This window comes from Mycoplasma sp. 11548, assembly GCF_055523555.1.
Map to the genome: position 1 here is coordinate 42152 of NZ_JBVFVF010000001.1, position 25648 is coordinate 67799.

The following is a 25648-nucleotide window of genomic DNA, read 5'->3' on the forward strand; positions in this document are numbered from 1 at the left end:
TTATTAATGTATGTTTTAGCGCTAAAACCAACCTTAGTCTAGTCTTACATCTAGATCCTGTCCATAATTTTTAGTATATTGTTTTACTAAAATATTATTATTAGCGTTAATTTTAATACTAGTATTGCTTAATGTATTTATTAAGTTATATGTAATTATACCAGAAAAAAATTAGAATTAAAACAGCTAAAAATTACTAAAAATTTAATTGTCCAATGACAACTATTTAGGTCCATATATAAATCCCACCGAAAGTGAACTAATTTAATTAAAATATGGTATAAATTATTTATGAGAATCAAACATAACATAGATAAGTACAAAAACTTAACAAACTACGAACTAAAAAAACAGCAATCTCTCATATTAATTGCTGCTAATATTGAAAAATCTTTATCTCAACTTAGTTTAATTACAAACCTTAGTGTATCAACTGTAAAAAGATATAAAAAAATAATAAAAAGTAATCAAGAAATTGACATCAGTCATAAAAATAAAAATCAACAAAGAAGTTGCAAAGTTACCGATTCAGAAATTGAATTAGTGTTTAAAGATTATTTAAAAACATGTGAAATTATTTTAAATAGCATTCTAACAAATAACCAACTTTCGTTTAAAAGTTATTATTATTCAGAATATGGTTCTTTTATAAGGCAAAAAATTTCTTACAAAACTTTGGTAAGAAGATTCAACCAATTAGGATTATTTAATATACATACAACCAAAAGAGGAAGAAAAATAGCAAAAATATCAAAGAAGAAAACTTCACAAGAGACAACATTGCTATTAAAAAAATATTATAAACAAATTAAACAAAATGAAAAACAAAGACAAGTTTTGGGTCTAAAGAAAAATTTAGAATTTGGTGAAATTGTTGAAATCGATGCTCAGCTTGAACCATATTTAAAAAATAATAAACCATTCTATCTTTATCATGCAATTGATGTTGCTACTGGAACATTATTAGCAGCATGATTTGAAGAACAAGAAACAACATTAGGATATCAAAGACTGTTAGAAATAGTATTTAAGAAATATGGATTTCCAAAGAAAATTTATACTGATAAAAGAAGAACTTTTTGGGGAAACGAAAACGCACAAACAATTTTTGAAAAAGATTTAAATAAAAAAGGAATAGAAGTACTCAGTTCATCTAATCCCAAACATAAACCTCACGTTGAGAGATCTTTTAGAACATCATTAGATCAATACCCATTATTAATTCATGAAAACGGATATAAAGATATTAATGATTTAAAGCAAAATAACGAAGTATTTCAAAATTATTACAACACGAGGAATAAAAAAATAATTTCTAAACATAATGTCTTTCAAAAAGAAGGAAAGAAAAACGGCAATTGAGCCGTTGATTTAGAGATTAATAGAAAAGTTTTAAATGGTGTTGTTAGATACCAAGGTAAAAACCTTGCAGCTTTCGATATGCATGACAAAAGGATTATATTTCCTTATAATTCTGATGTTGTGTTAGTACATTGTTCTGATGATAATTTGTATTTTAAATATAATGGAAAAAAATACTTTGCCAAAGAACCTAATGGAAAATATCTAAGCTTTACAGAAATGTGAGCTCTTGAGAAAGGTTTAGATTATTCTATCCCTGCCGTTGGAAAACTAGCATTTATCCATAAGAAAACAAACTCATTTTTTAAAACTCTTGAATTATACATCTCAAAGTTTAATAGTGTCTCTGTGAATGCACAAGGAAATAACCTTGAAGCCAATAAGATTATGGCTGAGTATTTAGAGATACTTCGAACATTACACAGAAGCATCAATGATGAAATAAAAATTGATGCATATTAATTTTAATATTTTTTAATAAAAAAGAAAATAATAAAAATAGAAAACACGGGCACGTGTTTTCTGGAAGTTTTGCTTACTTTTTCAAAAGTAAGGCCCCCTTGATTGCAATCAAGGGCGGGGGGTTAAAAATCTTTTTGCTTCATTTTGAAATTTTATAGTTAATTTAACAATATGCATAATTATGTCTTAATTTTTTAGACAGTAAAAACATCAAAAAATATATAAATTTTCCAATTTAGTTGCCAAAGAAGAAAAAAATTTTTTTTCTTTGTTTTTTCGTTATCTTTTTTTTGTAACAAAAGCATCATAATATAAATCAAAAAATAAAAAAATGATTAACCCCAACAGTCTGGGCAGAAAATTAAAAATGTAGTTCAAAAAAGTAGTTATTCTACAGGTTTAAATATCTAGTTTTTAGTATTAAAAAAATGAATTTATTAATTGTACCTTAGCAAATTTTTAGTCTTTAATTGCTTTTTTATTTATTAATATTTTAAAATTCGGTAAAATATTTATACATATAGATTTAGTTGAAGTTATCTATATGTTGTTTTATATCACAAAATTCAAGGAGAAAATATGAATAAATCAAATTTTGACGACAAAAAATATTTAGACAAATTGCACGCTTGATGGAGAGCAGCTAACTATTTATCTGTTGGTCAAATGTACTTAAGAAAAAACCCATTATTATTAGAAGAACTAAAACCAGAAGATATCAAAATGTACCCAATTGGGCACTGAGGAACAATTCCTGGACAAAACTTAATTTATGCACACTTAAACCGTGTTATTAATAAATATGACTTAGAAATGTTTTACATCGAAGGTCCTGGACATGGTGGACAAGTTATGATTTCTAACTCATACTTAGATGGAAGTTATACAGAATTATTCCCAGAAATTACAAAGGACTTAGATGGTCTTACTAAAATGTTCAAAAGATTCTCATTCCCTGGTGGAACAGCATCACATGCGGCACCAGAAACTCCAGGTTCAATTCATGAAGGTGGTGAATTAGGATATGCACTTTCACATGCTACAGGAGCTATTTTGGACAACCCAGATATTATTGCGGCTACTGTTATTGGAGATGGAGAAGCTGAAACTGGTCCATTAGCAGCAGGATGATTTGCAACATCGTTTATCAACCCAGTTAACGATGGTGCTGTATTACCAATTTTACACATAAATGGTGGTAAAATTTCAAACCCAACTATTTTTGCAAGAAAATCTAACAAAGAAATTGAAAGCATGTTAGCCGGCTATGGTTGGGAAGCTATTTTTGTAGAAGCTGATGTCAATGATCAAGTCGGCATTCACGAGCAAATGGCTAAGAAATTTGACTTAGCTATTGAAAAAATTAAAAAAATTCAAGCAGAAGCTAGATTAAAACCAGCTGAAGAAGCTAAAAAACCAATTTGACCTGCTCTTATTGTAAGAACACCTAAAGGTTGAACACAACCAAACAAGATCAATGGCTTAACTTATGAAGGAAGTTTTAGAGCTCACCAAGTTCCATTGCCTGTTACATCAGAGAACCCAAAAATGATGGATGAATTAAAGACATGATTAATGTCATATCGTCCACATGAATTATTTAATAAAGATGGTTCATTTAAACAAGAATTTGCCGAAATTGCTCCTAAAGGCTTGAAGAGAATGGGAATGCACCCAGTTGCAAATGGTGGTGTAAATCCTACACTTCTTAACTTTGGAAATTGAGAAGATTTTGCTCTTAAATTTTCAAAACCTGGAGAAATTAAAGGACAAGACATGGTTACAGCCGGAACATGATTTGCAGATATGATCAAACGTAACCCAACTAACTTCCGTGCTTTTGGACCTGATGAAACTAAATCAAACAGACTATTTGATATTTTCAAAGTAACAAATAGACAATGAATGGAAAAAATTGATCCAGAATTAGATGAATTTTTAAGTCCTGCTGGTAGATTAATTGATTCACAATTATCTGAACACCAAGCAGAGGGATTCTTAGAAGGTTATGTATTAACTGGACGTCACGGATTCTTTGCTTCATATGAATCATTTTTAAGAGTAGTTGACTCAATGCTTACTCAACACATGAAATGAGTTGTTAAAGCTCGTAAAATTGATTGAAGAAAAGATTACCCTTCATTAAATATTATTGCTACTTCAACAGCATTCCAACAAGATCATAACGGTTATACACACCAAGATCCTGGTATCTTAGGACACTTAGCTGATAAACGTCCAGAATTAATTCGTGAATACTTACCAGCTGACTCTAATACTTTATTAGCTGTTCTAGATAAAGCATTTAGAGAAAGAGATGTTATTAACTTAATTGTTGCTTCTAAACAACCTCGCGAACAATTTTACTCAGTTGCAGAAGCTAAAGAATTGGTTGAAAGAGGTTATAAAGTTATTGATTGGGCTTCAACTACAAAACCTGGTGAAGAACCAGATTTAGTTGTTGTGGCATCAGGTACTGAACCAAACTTAGAAGCTTTAGCATCTATTTCAATTCTTAACAAACATTTCCCAGATCTTAAAATTAGATTTGTTAATGTAGTTGATTTATTAAAATTAAGACACCAAAGCATTGATCCTCGTGGATTATCTGACGCTGAATTCAATAGTGTATTTACAACAAATAAACCTATTGTATTTGCATTCCACGGATTTGAAGGACTAATTAGAGATATCTTCTTCTCACGTCAAAACCACAACTTATTTATTCATGGTTACAGAGAACATGGTGATATTACAACATCATTTGATATTCGTTTAATGTCAGAAATGGACAGATTCCATATTTCTCAAACTGCTGCCCAAGCTGTGTATGGTGAAGCTGCAAAAGACTTTGTTAACTTAATGGAACAAAAAGTTGCTTACCACAATAAATATATTAAAGAAGTTGGTATTGATATTGATGAAGTTAGATACTGAAAATGGGAAGGTCTTAACAGAAAATAAATATAATAAAAAAACTATCCATATAATTTGGATAGTTTTTATATAATTATTATTAGATTAGGAGAATAATGAAACATACAATTAAAAATATTACCGTTGAAGGTAATGAATGAATTAAGATTCAAAATGAATCATTAAAGTTTTTAGAAAATCAAAAGCAAAAAGTTAACCAACAAGCAATTTTAGACTTTGCATCAAATGGATATATCCAAGTCGCTATTAATAATGAATTTCATGCTTTATCTCAAAAAGTTAATGATTATGTATTTTATTTTAGGCCAATGGTTATTAACAAAACTGTTGATATTAACAAACTTAGTTTTGATTTTAAATCATATTATATAGATAAAGATGACATAAAAGACTTTACAAATGATGCATACAAAATGCTTCCGTTCAATTTAAGACCAAATTATCAACTAGAAATTGCATCATTTACTGAGCAATATATTACCAACTTTAAATTTAGAAAATCAAAAGATGATGGGTCAGAAATTGAACATAGCGATGTGGTTGTGTTGGAGGTGAAAGACGTTAAAAATAATTCATCTCAACATTTTGAAATTATTGCTTCAAAAGATGTTCCGCAAGAAAACCTTGAATATGTTATTTTAACAAAGAAAAATGGTGAAACATTTACTTTTGCGCCTAACCCCGAATTCAACTTAGAAATTAATGTTAAACAAGTATTTAAAATGGTTCAGGAACCAATTACAGACTTAAATGCATCAAAAATAGGGATTGAGAATATTAATACCTTAAAAGATGTTAAAGAATTTATCCATGATTCATTAATGGAACAAATTGTTAGTGAAGCTTTATTTGAATATGGTTGAAGAGTAATTGATAGCATTCGTCAAGCTAACAAAGAAATTGAATTACCTGAAGAATTAATTCAAAGTGATATTCAAGCATTTAATTTTGCTCCAGATTTTACGGGTAACAAATACGAAATTGTTAAAAATTCAATTTTAAATTACTTTTGGTTTAATTATGTTGCAAAAGTGTTTGAAATGAGCATCACGAATGAAGAATTAGATTATGAGATTAAGAGAGTGCAATCATTTTTAAATAATCCAAATAATAATCAAGTTGATGTGAGGCGTGCAGCTGATGCTGTGTTAATGAAAAAATTAGCGCATAAATTATTAAAAGAACAAAACAACGCTTTTATTCCTGCTTTTGAAAAATATATTATCTTGCAAGACAAAAAACAAGAAAAGTAAAATATTTGTTATTAAATAGTATTTAAATTTTACAAATAATAAAACCTAGCAGAAAAGGATTTTCTGCTAGGTTTTAAGTTATCTAAATATTTTTCCTAGTTTAATTAATTTTTGTGTTTTGAAAAGTGTTGATACTTATTTATTTTTTTATGTTTATCTTTGGGCAACATTATGCACATAGTAAATTCACCTTTAATTGTCTCTAGACTAGATAAATATTTAATTAAATTAGAGGGGTTATCAATAAATCAATTTTCATGAATTTTTGTTAATTCTTTAGCTAAGGATACTTTAATTGAATCGTTAAAGACAGCATAAAGATCTTGTAATACGTTTAATAATTTATGAGGCGAAACAAAGTAAATATAGGTATGATTAAACTCTTTAATTGAAGTTTGAAAATCCTTAATTCTTTGGGTAGTTTTATCTTTGACAAAACCTAAAAAAGTAAAAGTATTACTAAAACCTGAACCGACAAAAGCTAAGATTGGAGCACTTACACCTGGAATAAATTCTACAGGAATATTTTCATTTCTTGCAAATGTAATAATACTAAAACCTGGGTCAGAAATTGCTGGCATTCCTGCATCAGAAACAATTGCTACATTTTTGCCATCTTGAACTAATTCAACTATTTTTGTTACAGATTTGGATTCTGTAAAAGCATTATTAATAATTAATTTTTTATTAGTTATTTGAAACTTATCAAGTAATTTTTGTGTGACTCTTGTATCTTCGCAAGCGATTACATCAACAAATTTTAATGTCTCAAGGGCTCTTAATGTTATGTCATTTAAATTACCAATGGGGGTGCCCACAATATAAATCTTAGTCATTTACTTCTCCTAATTTTAATAATAAAACTTGTTTCTGAATTTTAAAATTAGCATTTAGTTTTAAAGATTGAAAGAAGTTATTTATATCTTTAATTCAATTACCAACCATTGGATATGAATTTCACAAATCTTTTTTTAAATTGTTTAGTTGCATAATATATTTGTTTTTATTAAAGTTAGAGTTGTCTTGAATTCCTAAAATTGCATACTTTAAAATATTTAAAATAAATTTATTTTTATTATGGTTTTCTTTGGATAAATCTTCATTTAAATCTAAATATAGCAAACTAAATTTAGATTTATTTTTAATAATATTTTTAAGTGTTTTAGTGTATTTTAAAAATAAATCTTCATAGTCTTGTGAACTATATTCATGGATTAATTTTTGATCATAATTTGAAAAAGATTTTGCAATTACACCAAAACTATCATTAGTATATATTTCATCATTGTCAGTTTCTAATTGAAGTAATTGCGCCCTTGATAAAATTGTTGGTAATAGTTCTTTTGGTTTTTTGGAAAAAAGAAAAAAAACAATATTGTCAGAAGGCTCTTCGATTTCTTTTAAAATCTTATTTAATGACTCTTTTTGAGCATTTTCTAAGTTTTCAATAATAGCTATTTTATATTTATATTTTGAATCAATGTTATTAAGTATCAAATTATTAAAAAAAGATTCTATTGTATCTTTTTTTAGTTTTTCAATACTTCCATCTAAATAGTAAATATTTGGGAATAAAGATTGTAGATCCAAGTTTTCTAGATTTGTATCAGGTAATTCCTGGTCATTTAATATAAAAATAAGCTTAGCAATTTGCGCTTTTGCATTAAAGATTTTCTTAGTATCAAATATGTATAAGTGTGCTAGTTTATTTTGTGTTATAAGTTTATTAATTTTTTGATAAATATTTTGCATAATTAATTGTTGATAAAATCAAGGAACTTTTGATTCTTGTTAAGTTTTTCAAAAATTTCATCACAAACTTCTTCAGGAGAGTTCAACCCATTTACCACTACAAAACGCTTTGGATCTTCATTAATTAAGTGTTTAAATCCTTGATCAACTTTATGATGAAATTCCAGTTTTTCATTTTCTAAGCGATCTTCAAAAAGTCTTGAGCTATCTCTACGTTTTTTAGCGTCCTCAGGAGTTATATCTAAAAAAATTGTAATATCAGGAATTGACTTATTGATTATAAGATTTGTTAAATCCTTGGTAAATTGATACCCTAAATCGCGTGCAAATCCTTGATATGCATAAAAACTATCAATGTAACGGTCACAAACAACTATTTTACCTTGTTCTAAAGACGGCCAAACCACTTTTTCTAAGTGAATTCTGCGACTTGTTGAATAAAGCATAGCCTCAACCACAGGAGATAGATCACTACTTGGATCTAATATAATTTCACGGAGCTTTTCTGCAACTACAAGATCTTTGCCACCTGGTTCCCTTGTTTCTATTATTTCTTTAGTTGGAAAGAATTCTCTAAGTTTTTTAGAGAATTCTTTAAGCACTGTAGTTTTACCACTACCATCTAAACCTTCAAATGTAATAAACATATCTTATTCCTTTATTCAATTGTTTTTTTACGATTTGCTAAAGATAATTTCAAGGTTAATTCATCAATATAATCAACTGAAGAACCAACTGGTAAACCCACAGCTAGTTCAGTTATTTTTTGATTAACAGGTTCAATAAAGTTCTTTAGCACATGTTTGGTGATTTCACCATCCATATTGGGAGAAAGTCCAAGGATGATTTCATCAAAGTTTTGTGAGTATTCGACTAATTCATTAATTAAATTTTGTTCTTTTTTAATAATGTATTCTGAAAGCAACTTTTTACGAAATACAAAATATTTGCCTTTATAAAACTTTGCTTTTTCAATTTTTTGCATAATTTGCAATGATTCAACAATAAGTAATTTATTTTCCCTATCATTACTATTACAAATTTCGCAAGATTGTTTATCAAATAATGGTGCAGTGCACATTTTGCAGTAAACAACATCATATTTTAATGATTTTAATGAGTTTGCTAATAAATTAACATCTTGTTCAGAAGATTCTAAAATTCAGTAAATAATTCTTTCTGCAGTTTTTTTACTAATTCCAGGAAGTTTTGTTAATTTAATAAGTGTATCAGTAATTTTTTCTGAATGAAACATTATTAAAACGGAAAGCCACCAGGCATTGCAGGAGTCATATCATCTTGTTGTTTTTTAATTTCATCCATTAATTCATTAAGTGCAACAACAAGAAGATCTTGAAGTAATTCCTTATCATCTGGATCAATTAACATATCATCTAATTCAATATTTTTAATTTCGTTATTTCCAAATGCAGTTATTTTAATTCCTTGTTTTTCAATAACAAACTCTTTTGCTGCTAACTGTGCTTGTTTGTCTTCTAATTCTTTTTGTAAGTTTTTAAATTTCTTTAATAATTCTGGGTTCATATTTATTCCTTTTTATTTCCTTGGGTTAATATAAATTTCTGGTTGAGGCTCTTTTAAACTAGCTGGCAATTTAATTTTGCCATCAGCCCCTTTTAGTGCATTAATTTTTTTAATTATAATACTTTTATCTGATGAATTTAAGAAATATAGTTTTTTAAATGTGTCTTGTAATATTTCAGAAATGTAATATTGCATATTATGGTCTTTGCTTTGTAAACGTAGTTTCTCAAGGTAGGATAATTCATCTTGAACAAAAAAGACAATTGCATTTTTACTAGCAATCCAAATAGTCGCATTTTTAAGTAAGTTTTTTTGTTCGTAAAACTCTTGATTTACTACTGTAGAGATCATTTCTGCATCTTGTTTTAATTTAGTATATTTTTGTGTGTAATCCTGTTTTTGTTGATGTTTTTCAAATTGAGCATACAGAAAAACATTAACAATATCATTATAAGTTGTCTCATCATAGATTGTTGTATTTGAAGGTTTAAAATTTGTTGAATTATTTTTTTGATTATTGAGTTCTTCTAAAACATCATTGATTATGGTTTGTGATTCAGGAGTGAGTGTTTTTGATTCTTGTCCTAAGTCTAGTTTCCTAAAAATAAATTTATCATTAAAGTAATTATCTCCACTCACTTGTGCAAAAAAATCTTGGTGGTCAGATTTTGTATTATGTTCAATAGCAGGTTCTAATTTTGGTTTTATTACTTCTTTAGGTGGCAGATCAGTTTCTGGGGTGACTTCTGGAATTATAGTTGTGCTTGGACTTAAATTATCCATTAATGAAATAAATTCAATTTGTAATAATTCATATGGATTTTCGTGATTTTGTAAATTTACTAATAATTTATAAAAATGATCATATAAAATAACTGCATTTTTTGAATCTAAGGTAATGCTAAGTATTTGAGTTTTAGAGGCTCAAGCTAAAAAACCTTCATCTTTTGTTTTGTAGTATAACAATCATTCTTTAGAAATATTCATTAATGCACGAACGAGATAAGAAGCATCTGATCCATTATTGTTAAATTCATTAAGTAAACTAATAAGATTATTTAAATCATGTTTTAAAATAGCATTAAGCAAGGTTATGTAATTATCAATGGATGAAAGTCCAAAATTAGATTCAAGCGCAACTGGGCTAATGTGGTTATCATTAAAAGAACTTGCTTGATCTGCGATTGATAAAGCATCCCGCATGCCACCAGTAGCTAAAAGAGCAATCATTTTTAACGAATCTTCTTCATAACTTATTTTTTCATTGTCTAAAACATCTTTTAAATGAGATATAATGTTTGAATCACTCATGCGTTTAAAATTGTATCTTTGGACCCTTGAAAGAATTGTTAAAGGTATTTTTTGAGGATCGGTTGTAGCTAAGATAAAAATGCTATGGTGTGGAGGTTCTTCAAGTGTTTTTAATAAAGCATTAAATGCAAATTTAGTAAGCATATGTACTTCATCAATAATATAAATTTTATATTTTGAATTAATTGGTGATTGTTCAATTTTATCTTTTAATAGTCTTATTTCATCAACACCATTATTTGAAGCAGCATCCATTTCAATAATGTCAAAACTGCGATCACTATCAATTAGGCATAAATCGCAGGCCTTAGTTGGATTACCGCTATGCAAACAATTTAAAACAGAAGCAAAGATTTTTGCTAATGAAGTTTTTCCAGTTCCTTTTGGACCACAAAATAAATAAGCATGGGCTATTTTACCAGTTGTAAGAGCATTTTTTAAACTTTGTACAACGTGTTCTTGACCTACAACTTGGTCAAAAGTTTTAGGACGATATTTGCGATATAATGTTTTATAACTATCCATTAATTAACCTCCATTTCTTAAAAATCTAATATTAATTATAATTTAAAAAGTTTTTATTTTTTTGGTTTTTTTATTTTTTCTAAAGGGGACTATCATGAAATCTATAAATGCCGCAGAAACAGGCAATTTTTATTGAAAATTATATTATTCATATAAGTATTTTGTTGTTTATAGAATTATAAAAACTCATGTCGCTTTTGTAGTGCAAATGAGTTTTTCAAATTAATTTTAATAATATTATTTCAATTCTTGGCTATATTAGAGGCTTATATTATTATAGTAACAATACCATAAAAGACTACCAGCAACAGATGTAAATAAAACTTAAATAATTTAGGCAATTGATTCAGGTGCATTAGCATGATGATAATCTAATAAAGATATTTACTATTAGATTATGTATTGTATTATCTAATAAACTTTGTTTGTTGAGATAAAGAATTTTTTTATTTTGTTTTATTTTTAGTAAATTCTTTATCATATCATTTGGTCATTGTTTTAATGTATTCAAATGGATCATATGAATCTTTATTATATTTGATTGGAGTATTAAAAGTAACATTTTTGTTTTTAGTAATTTTAAAAACAGCCCATGAAGTAATTCCGGTCATAGAATCAGGCAATCTTGAAGAACGGCTATCTTGAATCACATTGATTAATATATTATCATTAGTATAAAATGGAACAATTTTTGAGGCTCACCATTCCTCATTAATGTCATGTTTATTTTCAATAATATATAAATCATTATTATTTAATAGATTTGTTATATCTTTATTTTTTAAATATATTTCTTCAAACATTTCTTTTATTTCTGCATCAGTCATATTTACATCAGTTTTATTGTAAAGTTCTTTTCATTTATCAATGATAATATTCTTAAATTCATAAATATTTGTTATTTTGACAAATTGGCTATAGACTAAGTTAATACCCTTAAAATAATCCTCATTAAACCTAGATGTATTATAACTTTCATTAATTTGGTCTATATCTTTAGTTAACAATCAGGATTCAGGGATAAAAGGTGCTATTTTACTTCTCTAAAACTCAATAACGTATCCCTATAATATTCATATTGTTTTTGTCTAAGATTTATTTCAGCTGGTAAGCCTTTAGTTAAATCGTTTGTTAAGTCAGAGAAATTATCTAGGATTTCAACTATTTTGTTTTGGAGTTGAAGAGGTGGGATAGGAATAATAAGATTATTAACAACTTCTATCGATAAGGATGGAATAGTTGTACCATATTTTGCTTCCATTAACTTATCTTGATTATTCTTAATTACATAATATAAATATTTATACTTAAGAATATCACTACATTCTTGGATTACGTATAAATGTGCACCTGCTCAAAACTTTGAGTTTTGTCATTGGACAAACCCAGCTGATCCACCTTGAGCTATAGTGATTTTATTTTCATTAAAATTATATTCATGTCAATAACCAGTAGGATTTACTCCACCATTTATAACTGGATATCCACTTGTAACTAATTTGTCCTTGTTAAGTTGTTTACCTTTAACACACTTAGCTACATCGCTAAGTTTTTGGTATTTAACACCATACCCAAAACTAACTAGTTCAAAACCAAAGACATATTCAAGTAATTTGGCTAATCCTGAATTATCTTCTCTCTCTCTCTCTCTCTCAATATCATTAATATTAAATGATAATAAGAGATCTCTATAATATTCATATTGTTTTTGTCTTAAAGATATTTCAGAAGGTAAGCCAATTTTGAGATCATGACAAATTTGCTCAAAGTTGTCTAAGACTTTTACTATTTTGTTTTGGATTGATAAAGATGGAACAGGAATTTTAATTTCCAAGATCTTTGTCATATCTGGATGTTTAATGCCGGCACCTCTATAATATGATGCAATTAAATCTAATTTATTGTTTAAGTAATGATATAAAAATCTGGTATTTAATTCATTTGGATTTTTAACTATGGCTAGTCGATTATCACTAGTTATAAATCTACCATTATAATATTGAATAATTGTATTACCACCGCCAGGTAAATAAACAACTTCTGCATCGTTAATATACTGATTTATATCATTATTATTAGCATATAAATCAGTTTTGTTAGTGGTTAAAATTTTTATATTCCCATTTTGGGATACTAAATTTTTTATTTCATTAGCAAAAAAGTATTTTTTATAGTTAATAACTTTTGGTTGCTTTGCGGGGTCAACTCCTTGAAATTTTTTATCTCAATATGTTATTTCTCATAATGGTTTATATTCTACCTTATCAATTGAATTATCGAAAGTTAATAATTTATCTCTGTAATACTCATATTGTTGCTTACGGTATTTAAGTTCTGTGGTAAGTTCTGTGGTAAGTTCTGTGGTAAGTTCTGTGGTAAGTTCTGTGGTAAGTTCTGTGGTAAGTTCTGTGGTAAGTTCTGTGGTAAGTTCTGTGGTAAGTTCTGTGGTAAGTTCTGTGGTAAGTTCTGTGGTAAGTTCTGTGGTAAGTTCTGTGAAATTATCAAGAATTTTCACAATTTCATCCTGGATCGCGCGAGGAGGGATAGGAACTAAAACATTTTCTAAGTCTCTTTTATTTAGTGCTGGTATACTTCCTTCACTTACTAATGTTTCTCTAATTTTTTGTTGAATATTTTTTAGGTAATAATATAGAAATTTAGTTAATATTTCATTATCATCCTTGCTTCTAAAGGGATAGCATAATCCACCAGCCCAAAAGTCTTGATCCATGTATTGTACAAATCCAGCATTTTCACCTCTTGAAGCAACTGTTATTGCATCACCATTGTTATTAAATTTATTATAATAACCATAAATAAATGTACCAGAGTTTATAACTAGGTATTTTCCGTTTGGTATTAAATCAGTAGTCTTTAATGTGGTTTTAGGCAAATTATTAATTAATTCTCCAAGCTTCTTATACTCAATACCACCTGGACATAATTCTTTAATTAACCTCTCAATTTTATTCATATTGCTTCCTCAATATATACCAATTTTAACAGAAAAATATTTTAAATGCTTAATATTAGGGCTTAAAAACCCTAAACTAAAAATAAAGCTCAATCATATTTATGAGCTTTATTTTTTAGGTATTAAGCTGATGCTTCAGCGTTTCTTTGTTGTCTTCTTACGTCTCTAGCGTGTTCTTTAGCTAATTTTTGTCTTCTTTTTTCAAGACGTAATTTATTTTTTAATCTTACGATTTTACGCATAATATGCTCCTTGTTCTATCTACATTTTTTATTATTTTATAATATTTTTAAAATTTACTTAAAAATATTTTTTATTTATTCAATTCCATTCTTATTTTTGAAATTTAATTTAATTGGACAACCATCAAAATTAAATGATTGTCTAAGTTGATTTTCTAGGAATCTTTCATAAGAAAAATGAACAAACTTATTATTATTTACAAAAAAGGTAAAGGTTGGAATTTTGGCAAGTTCTTTACGGGCGTAATATATATTTAAACGCCCACCATTAAAGGGCTGTGCTGGATGAATGCTTTGGGTTTCTAAAATAAGAGTGGATAATAATGAAGGTTTAATATCTCTTTCTAGGTTTGCCCTAACTTCGGTTAGTTTATCAGCAAGCTTATTTATTCTTTGGTTGTATTTAGCAGAAATAAATATAATTGGTACTCAAGGGACAAAATGAAATTTTTCACGCAGCTTTTTTTCGTATTGAGCCATTGTATTAGTTTCTTTTTTAATTAAGTCTCATTTATTAATTACAATAATAATTGGTTTATTATGATCTAAAGCATAACCAATTATTCTTGAGTCAAAATGAGAGATTTCAGGCTGAGTTGCATCAATTACTACAAGTGAAAGATCTGATTCCATTAAAGAGTTCATAGCCCTTAATAAAGCATAATGATCAACACTTTCGACTAATTTAGATTTCTTTGTAATTCCAGCTGTATCAATAACCCTATAGCTTGTGCCATTGATATCTACAATTGATTTAACACTATCTCTTGTAGTTCCGGGTATTTCGGAGACAATTGAACGGTTTTCATTTGTTAAATTATTAAGAAGTGAACTTTTGCCAGCATTTGGTTTACCAATAATTGCTAGACTAAATAATTCCTGATCATCAGGTTCAGAAAAATCTAAATACTTCATACAAGCATCTAAAACTGAACCGACACCTTCACCATGTAATGCAGAAATAGGAAAGATTTCATCAACACCTAGTGCATATCAACCATAATCAAAATCTTGATTTGATTCTAATTTATTGGCAACGGCAATTATGGGTTTGTTACTTTTTCTTAAAGTATTCATGATGAAAAGTTCATCATTTGAAATTTCAGTTCTTCCATCAAAAATAAATAAAATTACATCAGCTTCTTCAATTGCAATTTTAGCTTGAATTTGAATTTGTTGTTGAAATGGTTTATTTTCAATTTCAATTCCACCAGTATCAATTAATTTTATTTGTTCACCAGATCATGAAATTGTTTCGTATAAGCGATCCCTGGTTACACCTGGTTCATCGTAGACAATTGAAATCTTTTTACCTATAATACGATTAAATAAAGTGCTTTTACCAACATTTGGTTTTCCAATTATTGCTACTGTATTTTTCATTAGTTAATTGTTTTACTTTCTACAATTTTTAAAATTACATTAAGTAATTCTTCGAGTGTTAAATTTGTACAATCTATAAATGTAGAATCATGAGTTTTATGCAAAGGATCTATTTCACGATTCATATCTTGTTCATCACGTTTTTGAATATCTAACAAGATTTCATTAAAATTAATATTATACATGAGCTCTCGGTTTTGTTCCATGCGACGGTGAGCTCTTTCTTCGGCGGAAGCTCAGAGAAAAATTTTAACTTCGGCATGAGGCATAATTTTAAAGGTAGTATCCCTACCATCAATAATATAACCTTTATTTTGATTTGTAATGGTTTTTATTTGATTCACTACATAATTACGAACTTCTGGTATTTTAGCTATATTTGGTGTTACTTGCGAAATATAATCTGCTCTTAATTTAGTTGAAACATCAATTCCATATAGCAGTACTTTATCATTTTCTAGTAATTTAATCATGCCATTTTCTAAGGTTTTGATTACATTTTGTGCATCACGAGTATCAATACCCTTATCAATAACATTTTTAGTAATTGCCCTATAGATGCTTCCGCTGTTTATAAAAGTATAGCCCAAGATTTTTGCTAATTCCTTTGCTACAGTGGATTTGCCTACACCACTAGGGCCATCAATTGCGATATTTACTTTCATCTATTCTCCTATTTCTTGTTTATATTATATATAACTTTTTTTAGTTTGGCAAAATATAAAAAATAAAAAGTTATAAATTATAACTTTTTTAAAATGTTAACCCCTTTAAATGATCAGCAAGATCCTTTACTGTTATTTGTATTTTATTGGTTTTATTAATTACTTTTACTGAAGAGATTAAGTAAACCATAATTATGTTTTTAGGCGTTTGGGGCTGATCAAAGGTTGGTATTTTACTTGGTAATGATAAACCAAAATAAATAGTTCTTTTGATAAGGGTTTTGAAAAATAATTTCTTGCCAAAACTAAGCATAAATGTACTATTTGAAATATAACTGTCAAAATTAATGATTTTGTCTGGTCCATATCGTCTAAGGGATTGCTTTAAGACATAATAACTTTTTTCGGCTTGATCAAAATCAATAACTGCTTGTTGTGCAAATTCTATTAATTCTTCTGGTCGAATTTCATCTTTTGCTTTAATTTGAGTTAAATAATAAATTATTAAACCAATTGTTATTAAACAAGCAACAACTAGTATATAACTAGTAATTGATTCACTACTTGTTATTACCTTATATTCACTGCCGGTACTGTCAATTCTAATTCCTTTATCGTTTGTTAAATATTCGCCTACTGTAATTATTTCTAGTTGGATTAAAATAGTGTATGCAAGAGCAATTAGCAGTAAAATAGTGGCAAAAACCAATGTTTTTAACATACTTTTTTGGTTTGCTTTATAAACACTTTCGTTAAAAGTCCAAAGACGATATTTAGTAACTGAAATACCTAATGATGTTGTTAATGCTATAAAAAACATAGCGAAAGCTAAATGTCCGGTATTACTAAGATTCATAATATATTAATTATACAAAAGAAACTAAGATATTTAATCAGGTAAATATTTAAAATTTTAAAAAACAAGTTAAAATATATAAAGTATTTTATATGGAGTATAAATGAGTATAACAAATGACAAAATAATAATTACTGGTGCTAGAGAAAATAATTTAAAAAATATTTCTTTAGAAATTCCAAAAAACAAACTAGTGGTATTCACTGGTTTAAGTGGTAGTGGCAAAAGTTCATTAGCTTTTAACACAATTTATGAAGAAGGTAAGCGCAGATATGTTGATTCTCTAAGTTCTTATTCGAGAACTTTTTTAGGCGGAACCAAGAAACCAAATGTTGAAAAAATTGATGGATTAAATCCATCAATTGCTATCGAACAAAAAACTGTTCATAATAATCCTCGTTCAACAGTTGGTACTGTTACAGAAATTTATGATTACTTTAGACTTTTATATGCACGCATTGGGAAAGCATATTGCCCTAAACATAATTTAGAAATTACATCCCAGACTACTAAAGATATTTTAAATTCAATTTATAAATTAGGAGAAGGAACTAAGTTAATTATTTATGCTCCTTTAGTGGATCGCGAAAAAGGAACTCATATTAATTTACTTGAAAAATTAAAAAATGAAGGTTATTTACGGGCAAAGATTAATGGAGAAATTTTAAGTTTAAGAGATAAAATTGAACTTGATAAAAACCATAAACATACAATTGATTTAGTCATTGATCGGGTAGTTTTAAATGAAGCAAATTATAACCGTATTTCAGAAGCTATAAATATAGCAACTGAAAAAAGTGAGGGTATTATAAAAATTGAAAATGTTGAAACTAAAGAAATTTTCAATTTTTCTAAATTACATTCATGCATTCACAAAGATTTCTCAATTTCTAAAATTGATACAAGATTATTTTCATTTAATGCGCCTTTTGGGATGTGTGATAATTGTAAGGGTCTTGGTTTTGAAACAAGAGCATCTGTTGATTCTTTAATTCCTGAATCATGAAAAACTATTGGCAATGGAGCTATTAAATATTTTGAAAACTTTATCAATACTCCTAATTTAGAATGACAAGAATTTAAAGCTTTATTAGACCATTATGAAATTTCACTAGATACACCAATTGATGAAATTCCACAAGGTAAACTAAGATATATTCTTTATGGTTCAGATGTAGAAATCGAATATATGTTAGTTTCTTCATCTAATAATAAATATCGTAAAAAGCAATTTATCGAAGGAATATTAACTAAAATTGAAAGATTATATTTTGAAACTGCTTCTGAACACCGCCGTGACTATCTTAAAAAATATATGAGTTCAGTTACTTGCAATGTATGTAAAGGAGCAAGGTTAAATCAAGCTGCTTTAAGCGTTAAAGTTGATAATAAAAATATTTATCAAATGACTAAATTATCAATTTCAGATGCTTTAATTACTTTTGAAAATTTAGTTAATAATCTTGATGAATATAGTAAAACAATCTCAAATATCATTACAACTGAAATTATTAATCGTCTAACTTTTTTAAACAATGTTGGTTTGGATTATTTAAGTTTAAATCGAAGTGCTGAAACTTTATCAGGTGGAGAAGCACAACGGATTAGATTAGCAACCCAAATTGGTGCAAATTTAAGTGGTGTTTTATATGTGCTTGATGAACCTTCGATTGGCTTGCACCAGCGTGATAATTTACGATTAATTGAAACTATGAAAAAGATGGTTGATTTAGGAAATACTTTAATTGTAGTTGAACATGATGAAGATACTATTTTTGCCGCAGATCATATTATTGATATAGGACCTCATGCTGGCGAATCAGGAGGTGAAGTAGTTGGTCAAGGAAGTATTGAAGATATTATTTCTAGCGAAAGATCAATTACGGGGAAATATTTATCTGGTGAATGAGAAATACCAATTCCTGTTTCAAGACGTTCTGGTAATGGTAAAACAATTACTATTAAAGGAGCTAAAGAAAATAATTTAAAAAACATTGATATTACAATACCTTTAGGAAAATTAGTTGGTGTAACTGGTGTGTCTGGAAGTGGCAAAAGCACATTAATTAATGATATTTTAGTTAATGGATATAAACAAATGCAAGGTATTGCAGAAGGATTAAGCCATAAAAAGGCTGATTTCAAAAACATTGATGGATTAATCAATGTTGATAAAATTGTGCAAGTAAACCAAAGCCCAATTGGAAGAACTCCGCGCAGTAATCCAGCAACATATACTGGTGTTTTTGATGATATTCGTGAAATTTTTGCTAATGTTGAAGAATCACGAATAAGAGGTTACACAAAAGGGAGATTTAGTTTCAATACTCCAGGTGGACGATGTGAAAAATGTAGTGGCGATGGTTTTTTAGTGATTGAAATGCATTTTTTACCTAACGTATATATTACATGTGATCAATGTGATAGTAAACGTTACGATAAAGAAACCTTAGAAATTAAATATCAAGAAAAGAATATTAATGATGTTTTAGAAATGAGCGTGGATGAAGCAATAGTTTTCTTTGATTCTAAAATTAAAATTATTGAAAAATTAATGTTTTTACAAAATGTTGGTTTAGGATATATTAAATTAGGGCAAATCTCAACAACATTATCTGGAGGCGAAGCGCAAAGGGTTAAATTAGCAACTCATTTACAACGTAAACCTACTGGAAAAACAATTTATGTTTTAGATGAACCAACTACTGGATTACATAGTCATGATATTAAAAAATTAATCGAAATTTTCAATCATATTGTGGATAACGGAGACACAGTAGTTGTTATTGAACATAATTTAGATGTGATTAAATCTTGTGATCATTTAATTGATTTAGGACCCGGTGGTGGAATTCATGGTGGTAAAATAGTTGCTACAGGAACGCCCGAACAGGTGGCCAAAAATATTCATAGTTTTACCGGTCAATTCCTTGAAAAAATATTTTCACGAAATCAAAAATAAATATTAATAACTTGTATAATAATAGCATATTGTAAAAATCGAGGTCAAATGAATAAGAAAAAGAAAGTGAGCGTTGCTGAATTAATTAAATTTTTTGGTTGAAAGGTTTTAAATGATCCTGCAACTAAAATTAATTATAATTATATATATCAACCAGCTATTAAACGTGTTGGTTTGGAATTAGCTGCATTTTTAGCTTATGATCGCTTGAAAAATAATGTTATTTCTTGGGGGACTAGCGAATCTTTATGATTTCAAAAAATAGGAAAAAATGCATCAATTAGAGCTATTGATCACGTTTTTAAATTACAACCACCTTTGGTAATCTTATCAAGAGGTGTTGCCAAACCAGCTTTAAATTGAATTATTGAATCTGCCAGTAGATATGGAGTACCAGTATGTCAGGTTAAAATGAGTTCTTCATTACTAACTTCAAATGTAGGGTCATATCTTAATAACCACTTTTTAGATGAAACACAAGTGCATGCTTGTTTAGTCTTAATTGGGGGAACTGGTGTTTTAATTATTGGTAATAGCGGGGTTGGTAAATCAGAAGCGGTATTAGAACTCATTCAACGAGGACATGTCTTTATTAGTGATGATTCTGTTTTAATTGGTGATGGAGGTAATATCTTTATAGGTCGCTCGCCCAGAATCACTGAACATTTACTTGAAGTACGCGGAATTGGGATGATTAATGTAAAACATATTTATGGAGTTAAATCTGTTGCCAAATCATCTGTAATTGATTTAGTTGTTGAATTAGTTAAAACTGATAAACAATACGAATTTGACCGCTTAGGTTTAGATTTTTTAAAATATCCAATCTTTGGAAGATATATCCATAAAATTCAAATTCCAATTAAAGAAGGTGGTTCAGCTGCATCTTTAATTGAAACTGCTGTTGGATTTTATCTTTCAAAGCGGGATGGTTTAAATGTAATTAAAGAAATAGAAAATAGGAGGTTAAAAGAAAATGAATAATTTAAATGGACCTAGTTATGTGCCTGAAGTTGCATTTCGTGAAGGGACCCCAAGTATCTTATTTACCGTTGGTTCTTTTCAATTCTATACATATTCATTAATGATTATGTTAGGATATTTAACTGCTATCTTAACCATTTTTTACTTCTGAAGGAGGGAAAAAATGAATATTGAGGTTTTATACGGGCTTATCTTGATCACCATACCAATGGGGATTATTGGCTCACGTCTTGGGTTTGTGTTTGAGGAACTTATATATGATAGTGAACCTTTTAAAGGGTCCGCTTGGTATGCGATATGAGATGGAGGTCTTAGTATCCAAGGTGGAGTTTTCTTCACCATTATAGCCGATATGACTTATGCTTATACTAAGAGGCATCTTGTTGATATACGTAAAGCAACTTCAATTATTATTCCAACTATTTTAGTTGGGCAGTTTGTTGGGAGGTTTGGAAACTATGGAAACCATGAGGTTTATGGAAAAATTGACTGAACTGGAGCTAGCTCTATAATTTTTGGTAAAAGTTTTGCGGATAATATGTATATTGCCGATGCTTATACCGATTCTTTAGGACTTGAAGGAGCTTATAGATATCCATTATTCTTATATGAAGGTTTAGCAAACTTAGTTGGGTATTTAATCATCGTATGAATTTTTAATTTATTTTGAACATTTAAACCAGGCGCAACAGCCGGATTATATTTATTATGATACGGTGTTGTGCGGCTTGCCTTAGAACCACTAAGACAAGAATCATATTTATTCTATTCTATTGTGGCATTATTATTTGCATTATCAGGAAGTTTTATCTTCATTTACTTTGCTTTTTGATCACGTGTAAAATACGTCACAAATGTTAAATATAAAATTTTTAAACATTATGAATATAAAAATCCTGAATATTACTATGCATATGTAAACATTAGTTCATTTAGTAATATTTTCAAAAAAGTATTAACATATACAGTATTTAAGTAGGTATTAATGGAAACAAAAACAACATTTGATTTAGTGATTATTGGTGGTGGACCTGCAGGTTTAAATGCGGCTTTATACGCTTCAAGAGCAAATTTAAAAGTAGCATTTATTGAAAAAGGTGCTCCAGGAGGTAAACTTTCACAAACCAATAAAGTAGAAAATTGAATTGGTACAGAAATTATTGATGGTTGAGAATTAGCAACTCAATTTATGGATCATGCTACTAGTTTTGGTGCCCAATATAAATACGGGGAAGTGGTCGAAATTGTAAATCACGGTGATTTTGACAAGGAAGTTAAATTAGCTGATGGTTCTTCAGTATATGGAAAAACTATTTTAATTTCAACTGGAATGAAAAACAGAGAGCCAAGTTTTATAAATGGGTATCATGAATTTTTACACCGCGGAATTAGTTTTTGCGCAATTTGCGATGGTCCTTTATTTAAAGGTTCTCCGACATTAGTTTTAGGTGGTGGAAATTCAGCTGTGGAAGAAGGAACCTATTTAACAAAAATAGCTTCACATGTTTATTTTGTAATTCGTGAAAAAGAATTTACAGCTGAAAAAAAACTCGTTGAAGATTTATATAAAGCTTCAAATATAACTATTTTTAAGGAATCACAAATTTCTTTATTAACTGGTACTAATTCCTTAGAAAAAGCAGTTATTAAAAGCTTGGTTGACGGAACTGAGCAGACTATTGAAATTGCATCATTTTTCCCTTATATTGGAATGGAAGCAACAACAACCTTTGTTAAAGATTTAGATATTTTAGATGAGCGTGGTTTTATTATTACAGATGAGAACATGCAAACTAAAATTAAAGGAATTTTTGCAGCCGGAGACATTCGTCAAAAAGAAATTCGCCAAATTGTTACTGCCGCTTCTGACGGAGCAATTGCGGCTAAAAAAATCTCAGATTTACTTAATTCACTATAATCAAAAATATGCGAAATTTATCGCATATTTTTTTATAATCAGTTTGGTTCCAGTAAAAAAGTAACTAAAAAGATATTTATAAAGCCTTAGATGTTTGTAATTAAAAAACCAAAAATCTGTAATTTATAATATAATTATATTATATTTGATTTATAAATAAGTAATAAAGGAGAAATAATGTTAAAACGTAAACAAAAATTATTCTTATTGATTGGTTCAAGTGGACTTGTGTTTACTGGTGTTACCACAACACTTATTGCACAAACACAAACTACAACAGAGCCATTTAAATTTAGAATTGATACGGAGGCCGCTCCAAATTTTCAAGCTGAAAAAGTTGATCAAACTAATTCAAAAACTAGTGCAACTGATTATAACTTACCTAAAGCTAAACAAGAAGAAAAAATAGTGGCCCCACCTGTCGAAGAGACACCACCACAAACTATTTTTAATCCAATTATTAAAGATCCAGAAAAAGAAAAAGAAAAGGAGCAAGAAGTTTTACCGCCTTCAGCATCTGATCCAATTGAAGATGCACCAAAGAAAGATGTGGAAATACCTCCAACAGTAGTTCCTGAACCAGAACCTGAAAAACCTATTAGAGAAACTCGCAAAATCAAAATTGAAGATATTGAATTTGAAGCAGATATTCAAACAATTCCAAAACGTCAATATGAGCAATCGGACGTAGAAAAAGGGATAACTAATCGGATTCCATATTATGCTGAAATTACTTTTGATGTTATTAATGTAAAAAATGCCTTAACTGCTGAAAATATTGCAAAGAGTACAGGTGCTGCACAAGGCAAGGCTGCAAAAATAGGAGCATATACAACTCCATATATTAGTGCATTGCAAGATAATAGAGATATCGAAGCAAAACAAGCCCAAATTGCGAATGATGGCAATGTATCTGAACACTTTGGTAATTTATGATTTAGATACCATATGCTTTTAACTTCGAAAGAAAATGTTAAACAATATCTTTTAGATTCAGTTACAGATGAACAACTAGATAAATGGTGAAATATGAAAGAGACATTAACATGACCTAGAAGTATCGGCACTGAAACCAGAGAACTAGGGAAGATGTTAATCTTAATGCACATTGATCCTAAAAAAATTACTAAACTATCTCAAACAGAAAAAGATAGTTTAGCCAATGGTTATATTATTCCTGAATATGGTGGTGATGTTTATGTTAATGCAAATGGTGAATGAACACCATCAACTCATGAACCAGTTGTTAATACTGTTCAAGCTGAATATAAACGTAACAACCAAGTTTACCGTGTTATGGGTAATAACACATGGTATTGAAGAAGTTCTGAAGATGTGCTGTTAGGTAAATACCATAACTGAAACAAACGTGATATTACAGAACAATTTAGATCTGAAGGTTTAGATATTCCTGATCGTGGTATATCAATTAATGAATATACTAGAATTGAAAAAGTTGAAGGTTCTGACCGTGAAAAAACTGTTGTGGTTACAATTGATGTTGTACAACCAGATGCATACAAAAAAGCTGAAAAATTAATTGCTGATTTACAATCTAAAGGTAAAGAAATCACCGGATATAGAATTATGAATATTGGTAAATCAGGGGCTGATCAAAACATGGATAAAATCTTTGCAGCTTTACCTAAAAAACTTCCATTATTAGAACTATTCTTTGAGTCTAAGAATACATCTGCTTTAAAATACCTTAAAGATAAGGAAATTGATGAACTTTCATTATTATCAAATAATAGATTAAATGTTAATGCTGACGATTGATCAATTAACCCATGAGCTTTAAATAAAGTTGCATGAGTTAATATGGCTGATTATAACACAACATTCTCAACTGATCCAAACCAACCTCCATTTTACTCACGGATTACCTTTGATAATTTAGCATTTGACGCAGAAGATTACAAAACACTTGGTGATTGAACAATTATCAATAATGGACTAAGAATGGCTTATTGAACAAGAAATAATGAAAGAATTTTCCAAGGAGCTTGAGGACCAGGATTAAAACCTGATCGTAGCAGTGATGGAAATTCATACCCTATGGGTGTTGATTTTTCGCGGATTCCAACTATAAAAACTTTAAGAGGTATGGAATTTCATGATATTACTAACAAACAAAAATCGACACGTAAACTAAACAAAATTAAACTATTCAATGATGGTGCTGTATGAGAAGTTAATACAACTGATTTAAATGAAGCACAATTTGATGATATCTTAGCAAAACCAGTTGCACCTATGGAACCAAGACCTAAAATTACCTTTAGCAATGGTAAAAATACAAAAAGTATTAGAATCCGTCCAACGCAAAACGTTCAAAACTTAAATAGTGACGGATTAAGACACTTAGCAACTTTAATTGAATATTCAGATGGTACATTTAACAGACAAACTCAGATCATTGTTACCGATGGAGCCGTTGCCCTTTACAACACCTTGAAAAATGCAGGTTATAACGTAAGATACACCAGCACTGAAGATGAATTTGAAATTGTATAA

At 28.7% G+C, this 25648-nt stretch carries 19 protein-coding genes; 8 read left to right on the forward strand and 11 right to left on the reverse strand.

Features of this window, described 5'->3' with window-relative positions; genetic code table 4:
- Nucleotides 1-291: 291 nt before the first annotated feature.
- The 3 genes from AC0B4K_RS00200 to AC0B4K_RS00210 all read left to right on the forward strand — a co-directional run bounded on the left by AC0B4K_RS00200 (nucleotide 292) and on the right by AC0B4K_RS00210 (nucleotide 6014).
- Nucleotides 292-1824: a transposase family protein gene (locus tag AC0B4K_RS00200; RefSeq protein ID WP_465103318.1), complete on the forward strand. Its 1533-nt coding sequence runs from the start codon at nucleotides 292-294 to the stop codon at nucleotides 1822-1824.
- Nucleotides 1825-2403: 579 nt separating this feature from the next.
- Nucleotides 2404-4788, forward strand: coding sequence for a phosphoketolase family protein (locus AC0B4K_RS00205; protein WP_465103319.1), 2385 nt, complete (start codon nucleotides 2404-2406; stop codon nucleotides 4786-4788).
- A gap of 68 nt (nucleotides 4789-4856) precedes the next feature.
- The gene (locus AC0B4K_RS00210; protein WP_465103320.1) at nucleotides 4857-6014 is read left to right on the forward strand and encodes a trigger factor-related chaperone; all 1158 of its coding nucleotides are present in this window, start codon (nucleotides 4857-4859) and stop codon (nucleotides 6012-6014) included.
- A 104-nt stretch (nucleotides 6015-6118) separates the two neighbouring features.
- On the opposite strand, the gene rsmI is transcribed toward AC0B4K_RS00210, so the two are convergent.
- The 11 genes from rsmI to AC0B4K_RS00265 form a co-directional block, all read right to left on the reverse strand.
- Entirely contained in the window at nucleotides 6119-6850 is a 732-nt protein-coding gene (gene rsmI, locus AC0B4K_RS00215; RefSeq protein WP_465103321.1) for a 16S rRNA (cytidine(1402)-2'-O)-methyltransferase, read from the reverse strand.
- The gene (locus tag AC0B4K_RS00220) at nucleotides 6843-7766 is read right to left on the reverse strand and encodes a hypothetical protein (RefSeq protein WP_465103322.1); all 924 of its coding nucleotides are present in this window, start codon (nucleotides 7764-7766) and stop codon (nucleotides 6843-6845) included. The genes rsmI and AC0B4K_RS00220 overlap by 8 nt, the downstream gene beginning before the upstream one ends.
- A 2-nt stretch (nucleotides 7767-7768) precedes the next feature.
- A complete protein-coding gene (gene tmk, locus AC0B4K_RS00225; RefSeq protein ID WP_465102643.1) occupies nucleotides 7769-8413 on the reverse strand; it encodes a dTMP kinase in 645 nt (214 codons plus the stop codon).
- Nucleotides 8414-8424: 11 nt separating this feature from the next.
- Entirely contained in the window at nucleotides 8425-9021 is a 597-nt protein-coding gene (locus tag AC0B4K_RS00230) for a hypothetical protein (RefSeq protein WP_465103323.1), read from the reverse strand.
- 2 nt (nucleotides 9022-9023) lie between these two features.
- Nucleotides 9024-9311, reverse strand: coding sequence for a YbaB/EbfC family nucleoid-associated protein (locus tag AC0B4K_RS00235; RefSeq protein ID WP_465101137.1), 288 nt, complete (start codon nucleotides 9309-9311; stop codon nucleotides 9024-9026).
- A gap of 12 nt (nucleotides 9312-9323) precedes the next feature.
- On the reverse strand, nucleotides 9324-11147 hold the full coding sequence (gene dnaX, locus AC0B4K_RS00240) for a DNA polymerase III subunit gamma/tau (RefSeq protein ID WP_465103324.1): 1824 nt from the start codon (nucleotides 11145-11147) through the stop codon (nucleotides 9324-9326).
- Between the two features lie 446 nt (nucleotides 11148-11593).
- Nucleotides 11594-12154, reverse strand: coding sequence for a hypothetical protein (locus tag AC0B4K_RS00245; protein WP_465103325.1), 561 nt, complete (start codon nucleotides 12152-12154; stop codon nucleotides 11594-11596).
- 23 nt (nucleotides 12155-12177) lie between these two features.
- Complete coding sequence (locus tag AC0B4K_RS00250) at nucleotides 12178-14121, reverse strand: restriction endonuclease subunit S (protein ID WP_465103326.1); 1944 nt, start codon at nucleotides 14119-14121, stop codon at nucleotides 12178-12180.
- Between the two features lie 317 nt (nucleotides 14122-14438).
- The gene (der, locus tag AC0B4K_RS00255; protein ID WP_465103327.1) at nucleotides 14439-15746 is read right to left on the reverse strand and encodes a ribosome biogenesis GTPase Der; all 1308 of its coding nucleotides are present in this window, start codon (nucleotides 15744-15746) and stop codon (nucleotides 14439-14441) included.
- Nucleotides 15746-16411 carry a (d)CMP kinase gene (gene cmk / locus AC0B4K_RS00260; RefSeq protein ID WP_465103328.1) on the reverse strand — a complete coding sequence of 222 codons (666 nt, stop codon included), beginning with the start codon at nucleotides 16409-16411 and terminating at the stop codon, nucleotides 15746-15748. Before cmk ends, der begins: the two co-directional genes overlap by 1 nt.
- A gap of 88 nt (nucleotides 16412-16499) precedes the next feature.
- The gene (locus AC0B4K_RS00265; protein WP_465103329.1) at nucleotides 16500-17267 is read right to left on the reverse strand and encodes a hypothetical protein; all 768 of its coding nucleotides are present in this window, start codon (nucleotides 17265-17267) and stop codon (nucleotides 16500-16502) included.
- A 103-nt stretch (nucleotides 17268-17370) separates the two neighbouring features.
- On the opposite strand from AC0B4K_RS00265, the gene uvrA reads away from it, so the two are divergent.
- The 5 genes from uvrA to AC0B4K_RS00290 all read left to right on the forward strand — a co-directional run bounded on the left by uvrA (nucleotide 17371) and on the right by AC0B4K_RS00290 (nucleotide 25648).
- Nucleotides 17371-20229 carry an excinuclease ABC subunit UvrA gene (uvrA, locus tag AC0B4K_RS00270; RefSeq protein ID WP_465103330.1) on the forward strand — a complete coding sequence of 953 codons (2859 nt, stop codon included), beginning with the start codon at nucleotides 17371-17373 and terminating at the stop codon, nucleotides 20227-20229.
- Nucleotides 20230-20277: 48 nt separating this feature from the next.
- The gene (gene hprK, locus AC0B4K_RS00275) at nucleotides 20278-21213 is read left to right on the forward strand and encodes an HPr(Ser) kinase/phosphatase (protein WP_465103244.1); all 936 of its coding nucleotides are present in this window, start codon (nucleotides 20278-20280) and stop codon (nucleotides 21211-21213) included.
- Nucleotides 21206-22192, forward strand: coding sequence for a prolipoprotein diacylglyceryl transferase (gene lgt / locus AC0B4K_RS00280; protein WP_465103331.1), 987 nt, complete (start codon nucleotides 21206-21208; stop codon nucleotides 22190-22192). The genes hprK and lgt overlap by 8 nt, the downstream gene beginning before the upstream one ends.
- A 6-nt stretch (nucleotides 22193-22198) precedes the next feature.
- The gene (locus tag AC0B4K_RS00285) at nucleotides 22199-23131 is read left to right on the forward strand and encodes an NAD(P)/FAD-dependent oxidoreductase (RefSeq protein WP_465103332.1); all 933 of its coding nucleotides are present in this window, start codon (nucleotides 22199-22201) and stop codon (nucleotides 23129-23131) included.
- A 177-nt stretch (nucleotides 23132-23308) separates the two neighbouring features.
- Nucleotides 23309-25648, forward strand: a complete 2340-nt coding sequence (locus AC0B4K_RS00290) for a putative immunoglobulin-blocking virulence protein (protein WP_465103333.1) — start codon at nucleotides 23309-23311, stop codon at nucleotides 25646-25648.